This is a genomic window from Polynucleobacter sp. JS-Mosq-20-D10 (assembly GCF_018687755.1).
Classification (GTDB): Bacteria; Pseudomonadota; Gammaproteobacteria; order Burkholderiales; family Burkholderiaceae; genus Polynucleobacter.
The window spans coordinates 1,804,337-1,817,581 of the sequence record NZ_CP061305.1 but is presented as its reverse complement, the minus strand read 5'-3'; the positions used below and the strand labels follow the sequence as shown (position 1 = coordinate 1,817,581).

The following is a 13,245-nucleotide window of genomic DNA, read 5'->3' as shown; positions in this document are numbered from 1 at the left end:
TTAGACTAGTCACTATGGAGCAAATTAATTTCTGGATTGGCATCATTGGTACGGTGGCTTTTGCAGTCACAGGTGTTCTAGCTATTGCTGATCGGGGTGTTGATCTTTTTGGCGTCATGGTATTGGGTGTGATTACTGCCATTGGTGGCGGAACACTGCGTGACATCATGCTGGAAGTCCCTGCATTTTGGTCGATTGCGCAAATTTATATCTGGGTAGCCTTGGGTGCGTGCATCGTGACTTTTGTAGCGGAATCTTTTTTTACACAGCCGCAAATTTATCGCTGGATGCTCTATATCGATGGACTTGGCGCTGCTTTGTTTGGCATTCAGGGGGTCGATAAGGCTTGGAACTTAGGCTTTGGGTTGCCAGTTGCCCCCGTGATCCTGGGCGTAGTTACTGCGATTGGTGGAGGCTTGCTGCGCGACATTCTGGCAGGCAGAAAAACTTTATTGATGTCACATGAGTTGTATGCAATCCCCGTCACTTTGGGTTGCTGCATCTACGTTCTGATTTTGAATTTCCTCCCCGCATACATACTAGAGGGATCGGTGATGTGCATGCTTGCAATTTTTGGATTACGCGCAGCTGCCATTTACTGGAACCTGCGCGTACCCAAATTATTTATTACTAAAACGCGCTAACAGCACCATCACTACGTGGATCCCAACCGCCATGCAGTGTGCCTGATGGATCGCGAACAATACAACCGGCATGGCCAACGGTTTCATCAAAGGCATCGAGCATTTCAATCTCGTGTCCTAGAGCATGTAGCTCTTTAGCAACCCATGGACTAAAGCGTGACTCTAATTTCAAGCTGTCACTAGTTTGTCCCCAGGTTCTTCCGAGCAACCAGCGTGGACGACTGATGGCGTCCTGTGGATCAAGGCCATAGGTTGCCGTGCGGGTAAAGACTGCGCACTGCGTTTGGGGTTGACCATCACCACCCATCGTGCCGTAGACCATCGACCGACCATCTTTAAATAAAGCCATTGCTGGGTTCAGTGTATGGAATGGTTTGCGATAGGGCTCAAGGTGATTGAGTGTCTTTGGATCCAGCGAGAAACTGCATCCGCGGTTCTGCCAGTTCACACCAGATTTGGGTAATACGATGCCAGCACCAAACTCGTGATAAATACTTTGAATAAAGGAAACACAATTTCCATTGCCATCGATTACACCCATCCAAATCGTATCGGCTGGTCCTTTGCCTTGACCCCAAGGTAATGCCTTTTCAGGATCAATATTTTTTGCTAATTTCTTTAGGAATGCAGGAGCCAAGAAAGACTGCGCATTTCTTGTCATGTACGCTGGATCGGTCACAAATTGATCACGCACCTTGAATGCTTGTTTGGTAGCTTCAACGCAGTGATGAACATATTCAGCACTATCGACTTTGAATCGCTTGAGATTGAGTTGATCCAAGATGCCAATGATCATTAAAGACACAACGCCTTGGGTTGGTGGGGTCATGTTGTATACATTGCCCATGCTGTGCTTGAGCTCAAGCGGGTCAATCAGCTTCGCTTGATGGCGATGCAGGTCGGATAGTCTGAGGGGGCTACCGATCTCTGTCAGTTCTTTTGCAAGTAGTTCGGCTAAATCACCGCGATAGTAATCCTCTGTGCCCTTGCGAGAGATTTGGCGCAAGGTTTTTGCAAGACGCTCTTGTTTAAAGATGCTACCTACTTCAGGAGCCTTGCCATTAATTAAAAATGTCTCTGCAAATCCGGGAATGGGGCTTAACTCCACTCTCTTTTTTTCAGTCAAACTTGATTGACTGTGAGTTACCGGGACCCCAGCTTCAGCATAGTGAATGGCATCCGCCAATAAGCGGGAGAGTGGGAGCCTTCCGCCCAAGCCTTGTTTCGAAAGCTTTTGCGCTGCACCCCAGCCAGAAATAGTGCCCGCAACAGTATTGGCTGCAATGGCACCCCGAAACGGAATAGCTTTGGTGATTCCGCGCTCCGCGTACCACTGTTTTGTTGCTAAACCGGCTGCTGCACCGCAGGCATCAATTCCGCCCATAGCTTTACCAGGGGAGTGAACCACCCAGAAAGAGTCACCGCCAATGGAGTTCATGTGGGGATAAACAACGGCAATGGTCGCTGCTGCTGCAATCATTGCCTCTAATGCATTACCACCTTCACGCAGTACCGCTAATGCAGATTCAGATGCTAGTGAGTGTGGCGCTACCGCCATCCCTCGAATACCCCATTTTTGTTGCATTACTAAATCCCTTTGACTGCTGTCTCAATATGTATTGTTATTTATTCTCTCGTAGCTGACGTTCAATGTCAGAGCTCGAGTCTACTGTAATCTCATTTTGCTCTACACCGGCCAATGGATCAACCGATGGACCGCTAGCATCAAAGACGGCAGCAGGTTTATCAACAAAATACGTCACAGTTTCTGGGATAAAGATAATGATGGCGACTAAGATGAGTTGTAAGCCAACCCAAGGAAGCGCTCCATAGTAAATATCCGAACTTTTGAGAGACTTTGGTGCAACACCACGCAAGTAGAACAAGGCAAATCCGAATGGCGGATGCATGAATGAGGTTTGCATGTTTGCACCCAGTAGAACACCGAACCAAATGAGATCAATGCCAAGCTTTTCAGCAACTGGGGCTAACAAAGGGATGATGATGAAGGCGATCTCAAAGTAATCCAAGAAGAAAGCCAAGAAGAATACAAATAGGTTCACCGCAATTAAGAAGCCAACTTGACCGCCTGGTAGGCCAGATAGCAGGTTCTCAATCCACAGGTCACCATCCACCCCCCTAAATGCAAGACCAAATACGGTTGAGCCAATCAAGATAAAGATCACCATGGCATTGATGCGCATAGTGGAAGTCATTGCTTCCCAGACCAGTGGTTTATGCAGGCGCTTATTCATTGCCGCCAGAATGAGGGCGCCAACTGAGCCCATTGCACCACCTTCAGTAGGTGTAGCTAGACCCATCAAAATAGTTCCCAGTACTAAGAAAATTAGGGCAATCGACGGGACAATTCCCCAAAGAATTTTCTTAAACAACTTCCAATCAATTTTAGGGCGAGACTCTGGTGGTAGCGCCGGTACATCCTGCGGTCTAAAGATCGATAAAAAGAAAATGAACAAGCAAAAAAGTGTCACTTGAATAATGGATGGCCCAATAGCGCCTGCATACATATCGCCAACAGATTTACCTAACTGATCTGCCAGCACGATCAATACCAATGATGGAGGAATCAATTGGGTGATCGTGCCAGAGGCTGCGATCACACCAGTTGCTACTCGTGGGTTATAGCCGTAACGCAACATTACTGGTAATGAGATTAATCCCATGGCAATGACGGACGCTGCCACTGTGCCAGTAATAGCACCCAAAATTGCGCCAACAATAATCACTGCATATGCAAGACCGCCACGGATCGGACCAAATAATTGCCCCAAGCCCTCAAGCATGTCTTCTGCTAAACCACACTTTTCAAGAATGGCTCCCATAAAGGTGAAGAAGGGGATCGAGAGCAATAGATCATTTGAAAGAATTCCAAAGACCCTGTCTGGCAGTGCTTGCAAAAAGGTGGGCTGGAACATGCCCATCTCAATGCCGATAAAAGAAAAGAATAAGCCAACTGCGCCAAGTGAAAAGGCTGCTGGATACCCAATCAATAAAAATATAATTAAGCCCCCAAACATAATGGGGGCCATCAGATCATGACTAATCATTGCAAAGGTCTTTCGTACTTAGGATCGATTTTGATCACGCCAATAATGGCTGCGTATCGTTTGATAATTTCAGAGAGACCCTGAAGGGTCAGCAAGAAGAAGCCTAGAGTAATGGCACCTCGGACTGGCCAGCGAATCAGGCCGCCAGGATTGCTTGAGGTTTCATTCTGAATAATGGATGTGATGAAAAATTCCCAGGAGTAGTAGCCAATGATAATGGTCACTGGTAGGAAGAAAATAATGCCACCCCAAAAATCTAACCAAAGACGAACTCTGTTGGGATAGAGTGCATAGAGCACATCTACCCGAACATGTTCATTTAATCGAAACGTAGTAGCGGCACCAAACATCACCATTCCAGCAAACAAATACCACTGCGCTTCTAACCAGCCATTCGAACTGACATTAAAGCCGTACCGGATCAGCGCATTTGCGGTGCTGACCAGTACGGCAATTAATACCAACCAACTCGCAAAGACACCAAAACGGTCATTTAGGCGATCAACGAAACTTGAAAAAACTAATAATTGTTTTGGCATATCAACTTATCGGAAGGTTCTTATTTGACTGGGTTGCTTAGCATGAAGCTCATGAGGGTTTGCTCTGCAACCTTATTCCACAGCATTTGGTCGTTACGGAACTTCTTCCATGGCTCATAAATTTTCTTGAACGATGGATTTTTGGCAGCCTCTTCTTCATACATCTCGAACGCAGCAGTAGAGGCTGCTTTCATGATCTCAGTTGAGTAAGACTGGAGCTTGACTCCATTCTTGATGAGGCTTTGTAGGGCGATCGGATTTTTGTAATCGTATTCAGCCATCATGTCGATATTGCATTCTGCGCATGCGGAGGTAAATGCCTCTTGATATTGCTTAGGCAATTTTTCCCATTCCTTGATGTTGACGTACATGGAATACATCGAGCAAGCTTCCCACCATCCTGGGTAGTAGTAGTAAGGCGCAATTTTGTAAAAGCCTAATTTCTCATCATCATACGGACCAACCCACTCAGCCGCATCGATAACACCTTTTTCTAGGGCGGGGTAAATATCGCCGCCAGCGATTTGCTGAGGGATTGCGCCTAGGCGTGACATGACTTCACCACCCAAGCCTGCAATACGCATTTTTAGGCCTTTGAGGTCAGCAACTGTTTTGACGGGTTTCTTGAACCAGCCACCCATTTGTGTCCCGGTATTTCCTGCAGGGAAGGAGACGATGTTGTAGTCACGCAAGAATTCACGTTGGAGCTTTAATCCTCCACCCCAATACATCCAGGCGTTTTGCTGGCGTTGGTTCATGCCGAAAGGCACGGTGGTATCAAACGCAAAGGTTTTATTTTTTCCAACGAAGTAATAGCCAGCCGTATGAGTGCACTCAACAGTACCTTGTTGAACCGCATCTACCGTACCAAATGCGGGAACAATCTCGCCGGCACCAAAAATACGGATTTGAAACTTACCATCAGTCAGTGCGGCAACGCGCTTGGAAATATATTCGCCACCACCGTAAATCGTATCTAAGCTTTTTGGAAAGCTAGAGGCGCAGCGCCACTTCACTTCAGGCATGGACTGCGCAATTGCAGGAGCTGCTAGTACACCAGCAGCTGCGCCCAATGCAGTTTTGCTTAAAAAGTCACGTCTTTTCATTTGTATAGCTCCTTAATTAGTTATCTTTTTAGTGCGCTGCCAGATACTGACCGCTCTTGCCATTAAATCGGGATACCGTTGGATGCTCATTTACATTTGCACCTAAATTGGGCGGCTTGCAATATCTTGGTGCAAACGCCTGCTTAGAGAATGCATCGAATGCGTTGCAACAAATCCACATTTATGGGGAAAACCCCGATCTAATTTGATGGGGAATTACCCTAAGTAGTGGATTTCTTTGATTTTTTTCAAAGCATAATCGCCTAGTTGTTTTTTATTTAATAAAAATAGTTAGGAGCTACTGATGTCAACATCAACTAAAGCAGCCCCAATGACCGCTGAAGAACGCAAAGTTATTTTTGCTTCCTCTTTAGGTACGGTTTTTGAGTGGTACGACTTTTATCTTTACGGTTCATTGGCCGCGATTATGGCCAAGCAGTTTTTCTCTGGCTTAGATGCAGGTTCTGCCTTCATTTTTGCATTGCTTGCGTTTGCTGCCGGCTTTATCGTTCGCCCATTCGGCGCATTGGTATTCGGTCGCCTAGGTGATTTGATCGGTCGTAAGTACACCTTCTTGGTAACGATCATGCTCATGGGTGGCGCAACCTTCATCGTAGGCCTATTACCTAACTATGCAACTATCGGTGTTGCTGCCCCAGTGATCTTGATCGCATTGCGTATGCTTCAAGGTTTAGCTTTGGGTGGTGAGTACGGTGGTGCTGCTACTTACGTGGCGGAGCATGCTCCTCACGGTAAGCGTGGCGCATACACAGCTTGGATTCAAACTACAGCAACATTAGGTTTGTTCTTGTCCCTACTCGTGATTTTGTTCACACGTGAATTTACAGGTCCAGACTTCGACGTTTGGGGCTGGCGTGTTCCATTCCTTTTATCCATCTTGTTGTTGGCCGTTTCTGTTTACATCCGTTTATCGATGAACGAATCTCCAGCTTTCAAGAAGATGAAAGATGAAGGCAAGTTGTCTAAAGCGCCTTTGACAGAGTCATTCGGTCAATGGAAGAACTTGAAGATTGTGATCTTGGCATTGTTTGGTCTGGTTGCAGGTCAAGCAGTGGTTTGGTACACAGGTCAGTTCTATGCTTTGTTCTACCTCACTCAAGTATTGAAGGTAGATCCTAAGACTGCGAACTTGTTGATTGCTGCTTCATTGGTAATCGGTACACCATTCTTTGTGATCTTCGGTTCTTTGTCAGACAAGATTGGCCGTAAGGTCATCATCATGGGTGGCTTGTTGCTCGCCATCATTCTGTACATCCCGAACACACCAGTTTCCTTGTTTAATGGCTTAACCCACTTTGCTAACCCAGCGTTAGAAAAGGCAATGGCGACTGCACCAGCAAGTATTACTGCTGATGTGAACGAATGTACTTTCCAGTTCAACCCAACAGGTACTGCGAAGTTCACTAGCTCTTGCGACATTGCAAAGCAGGTGATGGCTTCTAACTCTGCAAGCTACACAACTATTGCTGGCCCAGCCGGTGGTACTGCTGTTGTGAAGATTGGCGACACAGAGATTCAGGGCTACTCCGCTAAGGGTATGGCTCCAGCTGATGCGAAAGCAAAAGATGCTGAGTTCAAGAAAGCGATTCGTGATGCATTGAATGCTGCTGGTTATCCTGCAAAGGCTGACCCTGCTGGCATCAACCATGCAGCAATTCTTGGTATCTTGGTAATTTTGGTGATCTTGGTAACCATGGTTTATGGCCCAATTGCAGCGATGTTGGTTGAGTTGTTCCCAACCCGTATTCGTTACACCTCTATGTCCTTGCCATACCATATTGGTAACGGTTGGTTTGGTGGCTTGATGCCAACAATCGCCTTTGCCTTGGTTGCGCAAAACGGTAATATTTACTACGGTCTCTGGTATCCAATCATCATCGCTACGGTGACATTGGTAATCGGTACACTGTTTATTAAAGAAACTAAAGACGTAGATATTTACGCTAAAGACTAAGTTTCATTAGTCTGTTTCAAAAACTAAACCCGACCACTCTGTGGTCGGGTTTTTTATTGCCAAAAATCAATCACAACAATTAATCCCAAAGATCTTTTTGATTGCCCCGATTAAAGAGGGCTTGATTTTGATCCGCAATGGATGTCAGTCTTTGACCTGGCAGTACTGTAATTTCAGCACCAGCTGCGAGTGCACCAGTTTGATTGACGCGTAGATACCATCCACTAAAGCCTGATTGCAACATCGCCTTGGCTGCACCCTTGTATTTCATTTTGGCGTTGAACTTAAAGCAGGGTTCGCGTAGCTTGACTACAGTAAATTCAAGGGTGCCAATACGCATTTGATCCCCAACAAATATCTCATTTTCTAGCAAGCCTTCAATCGTGAAGTTTTCACCCAAAGAACCTAGGGGGAGATTGACTGATTTTTTGGTTTCGCGGGAAAGTAGTTTATTCCAAAAAGCATAGTGCTCTATTGGATAGACGTAAATCGCTTTTTCAATGCCGCCATGCACTGATAGGTCGGCTTGCTCATCGCCCGCAACACCAAGGCGAGTGATTTCAATTGGAGTGGCGGAGCTCAGGTTGCTAATAGATTGTTTATTGATAGCTGAGGCTACAGTTGAATAGTTTGGGTGATGGGACCCAAAGAGCGGCATCACTTTGCCGGTGGATATGGAGAGTAGTCGCATAAGTGTAGTTGGCTGATAAGATGAAATGAACTCAGAAAGTAAATGATGCCTTTGTATAGATTATTCATAGTAGCAATTCTTTGGGCACTTACCAGCCAGATAGCATTTGCTAAGTGGGATGAGGAGCGGGATGTCACCACTAATGGCAAAGATGAATTGGTCTACTATTTCAAGACAAATGATCTGGGGCAAAAGCTGGTCTTAGATAAGTACGTCAAGCGCCTGATTTTTATTCAGTCTGACCGCCTGTATAAGCGCACTATTCGGCTGATTAAAGTAGATGGGCAATCCATTGAGGTGATGAGCGACCCTTTTTCGCGCTTCCCAGAGCAAACCGCCATCACTTTTGAAAACAAAGATGAGGTCTTGAAGAAACTCTTTTTATCCACAAAGATTGAAGTTTTCGTACGCTATAACCGGGATGAGGCGGTGAGTACCTTTCAGATTAAGTAAGACTGCGCCTCCTTATTGGTGGTGATTGTGCAGGGGTTTTGCTGATGTACATATTTTGTAATGGGATTAAGATGACTTATCTTTTTAAAGGGGTTTGGTATGTCATATCCAGAAAACGATCTTCTTAGTCGACGTAATGCGATTAAGCTCGGTGTTGCATCACTCTCCTCGGTGGGGATGGTTTCTGGTGTTCAGGCCCACAAGTTGGGCGACTCAATTCAGACTCCTTTTGTGGTTGCGCAAACGCTCATACCCATTGCGGGAAGTGATGCTGAATTTCCTGTGCGTCGTGTTTACTGTATCGGTAGAAACTATGCAGCCCATGCACGTGAGATGGGATCTGACCCTGCTCGGGAGCCACCATTCTTTTTTCAGAAGCCAACAGATGCCATTCAGTTCGTAGCGCCAAATAGGCTAGTAGATCATCCTTATCCATCGCTTACTAAAAACTATCACTATGAGGTTGAGTTGGTTGCAGCTCTCAATAAGGGCGGAAAAAATATTCCTGTAGAGAGGGCGCTGGAACATGTGTTTGGGTACGCCTTGGGTTTAGATATGACGCGCCGTGATTTACAGCGCTTTATGGGTGACCAAAAAAAGCCCTGGGAAATCGGTAAATCTTTTGACAATTCAGCTCCTATTGGACCGATTTTTCGAGTGGGTCAGGTGGGTCACTTTACTAAAGGCACGATTTCACTTTCTGTAAACAGTGTTGTCAAACAGAGGGCCACTTTAGATCAAATGATTTGGTCGGTAGCAGAGCAAATTGCTAAGCTATCCGAGGCAAATGAATTGTTTCCCGGCGATATCATTTATTCTGGCACCCCTGAGAATGTTGGGCCAGTAATTCGTGGCGATGTTATTCGATGCACTATCGATAATTTGCCGGAATTAAGTATTAAGATTGTCTAATGGGCTGGGTGTATGGGGTCAAAGTGGATAAATTGAGCATTTTGATCAAATAAGCTAAAATCTGTCCTTCGGCGATTTAGCTCAGTTGGTTAGAGCGATGGAATCATAATCCACAGGTCCGGGGTTCGAATCCCTGAATCGCCACCAAATCAAGAGGCCATTGCCCACCGGCAGTGGCCTTTTTCTTAGGTAATTTTGCTTGGAGCTGATCGATGGCTAAATTTTGGAATTTCGTGCTTTTCCAAGTCGGTTGGTTTGCTTGCATTATTGGCGCGGCTAATGAGCAGGTTTTATGGCCCGTCATCGGCACTCTCTTGTATCTTGGAATACATATTTGGCGTTCGGAGCACTCAAAGCTAGAGCTCAAGCTAATATTCAAGGCTCTTATATTTGGAGTGAGCGCTGACACACTTATAGCTAATTTAGGCTTTCTAAACTTTAAAGATGCTTGGCCTAGTGTCTACCTATCCCCATTTTGGATGTGGACCCTATGGGCATTGGTAGCCAGCACTGTTAACGGATCCTTATCTTGGTTACGTGGCAGGCCATGGTTGGGAGCAGTTCTAGGAGCAATAGCGGGTCCAATGTCTTATGAAGCAGGCATTCGGATGGGGGCAGGTTCTTGGGGGCCCAATGGGCAACTAGGAGGCCTAATCCTTTTGGCAATCGTATGGGGTGTTGCTATGCCACTATTTTTCCATTGGCATAACCGTCATGTCAGTGCAAATCTACGACAGAATCAGTAAATTCTTTTTAAAAGCCACTTGCAAATAGTACTGTTTTTATATACAGTAAGTTATATGTTGACAAAAAACTCAAAAAACTCAAAAAACAGCCTAACAAATAGTGAAAAGGGATTAAAAATGGCCTTGGACGATAAGAGAAAATCAGCCTCATCCGAATTTGACGGTATGAGCGGAGATAAGCAAAAAGCATTGACTGCAGCCTTAGCGCAAATTGAGAAGCAATTTGGTAAGGGCTCAATCATGAGATTGGGCGATGCAGAGATTCATCAGGACATACAGGTGGTTTCCAGCGGTTCATTGGGTTTAGATATTGCACTTGGAGTGGGCGGTTTAGCCCGTGGGCGCGTCATTGAGATTTACGGCCCAGAGTCTTCAGGCAAGACCACCCTGACTTTGCATGCGATTGCAGAGATGCAAAAGATAGGCGGAACTTGTGCCTTCATCGATGCGGAGCATGCTTTAGATGTTCAATACGCCTCACGCTTAGGTGTAGATGTTAATAATCTGTTGATCTCCCAACCGGATACTGGCGAGCAAGCATTGGAAATTGCAGATGCCTTGGTGCGCTCAGGCTCTATCGATTTAATCGTGATTGACTCGGTAGCAGCCTTGGTTCCGAGGGCTGAGATCGAGGGCGATATGGGCGATTCATTACCTGGCCTCCAAGCCCGTCTGATGAGCCAAGCCTTACGTAAATTGACTGGTGCGATTAAGCGCACCAATACGACCGTCATCTTCATTAACCAGATCCGTATGAAAATTGGCGTGATGTTTGGTTCACCAGAAACTACAACTGGTGGTAATGCGCTGAAGTTCTACGCCTCTATGCGTCTAGACATTCGTCGTATTGGTAGTATCAAAAAAGGCGATGAAGTTGTTGGTAATGAGACGCGCGTGAAGGTAGTTAAGAACAAGGTATCTCCGCCATTCCGCGAAGCAATATTTGACATCATGTACGGCGCTGGAATTTCTCGAGAAGGTGAAATTATTGATATGGGTGTTGAGGCTGATATCGTTGAAAAATCAGGGTCTTGGTACGCCTATAACGGTGATCGCATTGGTCAAGGAAAAGACAATGTGCGTGAGTTCTTGAAAGAGAATCCTGCCATTGCTCAAGATATCGAAGCCAAGATTCGTGCGAAATTGGGTGTAAAGACAGGCACAGCAATAGTCAGTGATGTTGTGAGCGAAGAAGAGGAAGCGTAATTCTTCGATGTCAGAATTAGGTAGTGCTGTTCAAAAAAAGAAGAAACAAAGCCCGAGTCTCAAAGCTCGGGCTTTGCGCCTTTTATCCATGCGCGAGTACAGCCGTAAGGGATTGGCCACTAAGCTTGCGGAGTCTACAGCAAGGTCATTGAAGTTCAACCCAACTTTAGAGGATGGAGATATACCAGTCACAGGTATACCTCTTGCGACTCAGATAGAAGCTGTTTTAGATGATTTTGAGGCTCGCGGCTGGCTTTCTGATGAGCGTTTTGCAGAGGCCCTTGTTAGACGACGTAGTGAGCGGTATGGCACCCGAAAAATACAGGACGAACTCACCCAAGCTGGCGTGGATAGCGCAAAGACGGTAAATCTCCTTAGGAAGCTCAAAGAGACTGAATACCAACGCGCTCACGAATTATGGTTGCGTAAATTTGGAGCTTTAGCGACAGAGCAAAAAGAGCGGGCTCGGCAGTATCGTTTCCTGGCGTCTAAGGGCTTCAGTTCGGATGTGGTCTCTAGGGTGGTGGCGGGGCGGTCAAACTAGGGCAATTACGGAGCAGATAGAGCATGTTGCCGCATTGCAGCATGATAGACTTACGCAGTCGGTCAAGTCGCTCCCATTTATTCAGATGAACTACTTAGGGTTGTTTATTGGGTAGGTAGGTGATCAAGGCAAAAACCGGTTTTACTAATCCTCATCGCTTGCAAAAAAGATACCGTTTCGGGAGTAATAATGAAAATTCACGAGTACCAAGGCAAAGAGCTACTGCGCCAATTTAATGTGCCTGTTCCAAACGGCATCTCTGCATTTAGTGTTGATGAGGCAATTAAAGCTGCCGAAAAGCTTGGCGGTCCGGTATGGGTTGTTAAAGCACAAATTCATGCAGGTGGTCGCGGTAAAGGCGGTGGTGTGAAATTGGCACGCAGTATGGACGAAGTGAAAAAATACGCTTCTGAAATTTTGGGTATGCAGTTGAAAACTCATCAAACAGGCCCAGAAGGTCAAAAGGTAAATCGTCTTTTAATTGAAGACGGCGCAGACATTAAAAAAGAGTACTACTTTAGTATCGTTACCGATCGTGGCACACAGAAAAATGTGATCATGGCGTCCAGCGAAGGTGGTATGGATATTGAAGAGGTTGCAGAATCTCACCCAGAAAAAATTATTAAAGTGTTTGTTGACCCCTTGATTGGGTTGACAGATGCTGATTGTCAGATCATTGCAAAAGGCATTGGCGTTCCAGATGCATCTATTCCAATGGCAAGCGACGTATTTAAAAACTTGTACAAAACCTATTGGGAAACCGATGCTTCATTAGTGGAGATCAATCCATTGATTCTTGAAGGCAACGGGAAGATCAAGGCACTTGATGCCAAATTCAATTTTGATCCAAATGCTTTATATCGTCATCCAGAAATCGTAGCTTATCGCGATATCGATGAAGAAGATGCGGCTGAGATCGAGGCTTCTAAGTTTGACTTAGCCTACATTTCACTAGACGGCAACATCGGATGCTTAGTAAATGGTGCGGGCTTGGCAATGGCTACGATGGATACTATTAAGTTATTTGGCGGCGAGCCAGCAAACTTCTTGGACGTTGGTGGTGGTGCAACTGCAGAGAAAGTAACAGAAGCTTTCAAGATCATGCTCAAGAACAAGAGCGTTGAAGCAATTTTGGTAAATATTTTCGGCGGCATTATGCGTTGCGATGTGATTGCTGACGGTGTAGTTAAAGCATGTAAAGCAGTGAACTTAACTGTACCTTTGGTTGTGCGTATGAAGGGTACTAATGAGGAGTTGGGGAAGAAGATTCTTGCAGACTCTGGTTTACCAATCATTAGTGCCGATTCAATGGCAGAAGCTGCCACTAAGGTAGTTGCTGCTGTTGCGAAAAACAAATAATC

13 protein-coding genes and 1 tRNA gene are annotated in these 13,245 nt (G+C 45.7%); 9 read left to right on the top strand and 5 right to left on the bottom strand.

Translation table 11 applies throughout. From position 1 onward, the window contains the following. The first annotated feature begins 14 nt into the window (after positions 1 to 14). The gene (locus FD967_RS09300; RefSeq protein WP_215325760.1) at positions 15 to 644 is read left to right on the top strand and encodes a trimeric intracellular cation channel family protein; all 630 of its coding nucleotides are present in this window, start codon (positions 15 to 17) and stop codon (positions 642 to 644) included. On the opposite strand, the gene FD967_RS09295 is transcribed toward FD967_RS09300, so the two are convergent. From FD967_RS09295 to FD967_RS09280, 4 genes are read right to left on the bottom strand one after another with little or no spacing between them, the layout of a single operon-like run. Beyond that, positions 631 to 2,229 carry a gamma-glutamyltransferase family protein gene (locus tag FD967_RS09295; RefSeq protein ID WP_215325758.1) on the bottom strand — a complete coding sequence of 533 codons (1,599 nt, stop codon included), beginning with the start codon at positions 2,227 to 2,229 and terminating at the stop codon, positions 631 to 633. The two genes, FD967_RS09300 and FD967_RS09295, sit on opposite strands and share 14 nt — an antisense overlap. Before the next feature lie 37 nt (positions 2,230 to 2,266). Continuing rightward, positions 2,267 to 3,712, bottom strand: a complete 1,446-nt coding sequence (locus FD967_RS09290; protein WP_215325757.1) for a TRAP transporter large permease subunit — start codon at positions 3,710 to 3,712, stop codon at positions 2,267 to 2,269. Further along, positions 3,709 to 4,251: a TRAP transporter small permease subunit gene (locus tag FD967_RS09285; RefSeq protein WP_215308440.1), complete on the bottom strand. Its 543-nt coding sequence runs from the start codon at positions 4,249 to 4,251 to the stop codon at positions 3,709 to 3,711. Before FD967_RS09285 ends, FD967_RS09290 begins: the two co-directional genes overlap by 4 nt. 20 nt (positions 4,252 to 4,271) lie before the next feature. Continuing rightward, the gene (locus FD967_RS09280) at positions 4,272 to 5,357 is read right to left on the bottom strand and encodes a TRAP transporter substrate-binding protein (RefSeq protein ID WP_215325756.1); all 1,086 of its coding nucleotides are present in this window, start codon (positions 5,355 to 5,357) and stop codon (positions 4,272 to 4,274) included. 304 nt (positions 5,358 to 5,661) lie between these two features. On the opposite strand from FD967_RS09280, the gene FD967_RS09275 reads away from it, so the two are divergent. Continuing rightward, entirely contained in the window at positions 5,662 to 7,332 is a 1,671-nt protein-coding gene (locus FD967_RS09275) for an MFS transporter (RefSeq protein WP_215325755.1), read from the top strand. Positions 7,333 to 7,411: 79 nt separating this feature from the next. Here FD967_RS09275 and FD967_RS09270 read toward each other — a convergent pair whose 3' ends face one another. Further along, the gene (locus tag FD967_RS09270) at positions 7,412 to 8,023 is read right to left on the bottom strand and encodes an MOSC domain-containing protein (RefSeq protein WP_215325754.1); all 612 of its coding nucleotides are present in this window, start codon (positions 8,021 to 8,023) and stop codon (positions 7,412 to 7,414) included. Positions 8,024 to 8,065: 42 nt separating this feature from the next. Between FD967_RS09270 and FD967_RS09265 the strand changes: the two genes are divergently transcribed. The 7 genes from FD967_RS09265 to sucC all read left to right on the top strand — a co-directional run bounded on the left by FD967_RS09265 (position 8,066) and on the right by sucC (position 13,243). Next, entirely contained in the window at positions 8,066 to 8,476 is a 411-nt protein-coding gene (locus FD967_RS09265) for a hypothetical protein (RefSeq protein ID WP_215325753.1), read from the top strand. 177 nt (positions 8,477 to 8,653) lie between these two features. Next, positions 8,654 to 9,388, top strand: a complete 735-nt coding sequence (locus FD967_RS09260) for a fumarylacetoacetate hydrolase family protein (protein ID WP_251369134.1) — start codon at positions 8,654 to 8,656, stop codon at positions 9,386 to 9,388. 70 nt (positions 9,389 to 9,458) lie between these two features. Then, positions 9,459 to 9,535, top strand: a tRNA-Met gene (locus FD967_RS09255). A gap of 65 nt (positions 9,536 to 9,600) precedes the next feature. Further along, positions 9,601 to 10,134 (top strand): DUF2878 domain-containing protein, encoded by a 534-nt coding sequence (locus FD967_RS09250; RefSeq protein WP_215325751.1) that lies wholly within the window; start codon positions 9,601 to 9,603, stop codon positions 10,132 to 10,134. Between the two features lie 117 nt (positions 10,135 to 10,251). After that, entirely contained in the window at positions 10,252 to 11,340 is a 1,089-nt protein-coding gene (recA, locus tag FD967_RS09245; RefSeq protein WP_215325750.1) for a recombinase RecA, read from the top strand. A gap of 7 nt (positions 11,341 to 11,347) precedes the next feature. Next, on the top strand, positions 11,348 to 11,884 hold the full coding sequence (locus tag FD967_RS09240; protein WP_215325748.1) for a regulatory protein RecX: 537 nt from the start codon (positions 11,348 to 11,350) through the stop codon (positions 11,882 to 11,884). 189 nt (positions 11,885 to 12,073) lie between these two features. Beyond that, positions 12,074 to 13,243 carry an ADP-forming succinate--CoA ligase subunit beta gene (gene sucC, locus FD967_RS09235; protein WP_215325747.1) on the top strand — a complete coding sequence of 390 codons (1,170 nt, stop codon included), beginning with the start codon at positions 12,074 to 12,076 and terminating at the stop codon, positions 13,241 to 13,243. The last annotated feature ends 2 nt before the right edge of the window (positions 13,244 to 13,245 follow it).

Coding starts and splice junctions, on each gene's coding strand:
- FD967_RS09300 (WP_215325760.1), top strand. CDS start 15: ATGGAGCAAATTAATTTCTGGATTGGCATCATTGGTACGGTGGCTTTT.
- FD967_RS09295 (WP_215325758.1), bottom strand. CDS start 2,229: ATGCAACAAAAATGGGGTATTCGAGGGATGGCGGTAGCGCCACACTCA.
- FD967_RS09290 (WP_215325757.1), bottom strand. CDS start 3,712: ATGATTAGTCATGATCTGATGGCCCCCATTATGTTTGGGGGCTTAATT.
- FD967_RS09285 (WP_215308440.1), bottom strand. CDS start 4,251: ATGCCAAAACAATTATTAGTTTTTTCAAGTTTCGTTGATCGCCTAAAT.
- FD967_RS09280 (WP_215325756.1), bottom strand. CDS start 5,357: ATGAAAAGACGTGACTTTTTAAGCAAAACTGCATTGGGCGCAGCTGCT.
- FD967_RS09275 (WP_215325755.1), top strand. CDS start 5,662: ATGTCAACATCAACTAAAGCAGCCCCAATGACCGCTGAAGAACGCAAA.
- FD967_RS09270 (WP_215325754.1), bottom strand. CDS start 8,023: ATGCGACTACTCTCCATATCCACCGGCAAAGTGATGCCGCTCTTTGGG.
- FD967_RS09265 (WP_215325753.1), top strand. CDS start 8,066: ATGATGCCTTTGTATAGATTATTCATAGTAGCAATTCTTTGGGCACTT.
- FD967_RS09260 (WP_251369134.1), top strand. CDS start 8,654: ATGGTTTCTGGTGTTCAGGCCCACAAGTTGGGCGACTCAATTCAGACT.
- FD967_RS09250 (WP_215325751.1), top strand. CDS start 9,601: ATGGCTAAATTTTGGAATTTCGTGCTTTTCCAAGTCGGTTGGTTTGCT.
- recA (WP_215325750.1), top strand. CDS start 10,252: ATGGCCTTGGACGATAAGAGAAAATCAGCCTCATCCGAATTTGACGGT.
- FD967_RS09240 (WP_215325748.1), top strand. CDS start 11,348: ATGTCAGAATTAGGTAGTGCTGTTCAAAAAAAGAAGAAACAAAGCCCG.
- sucC (WP_215325747.1), top strand. CDS start 12,074: ATGAAAATTCACGAGTACCAAGGCAAAGAGCTACTGCGCCAATTTAAT.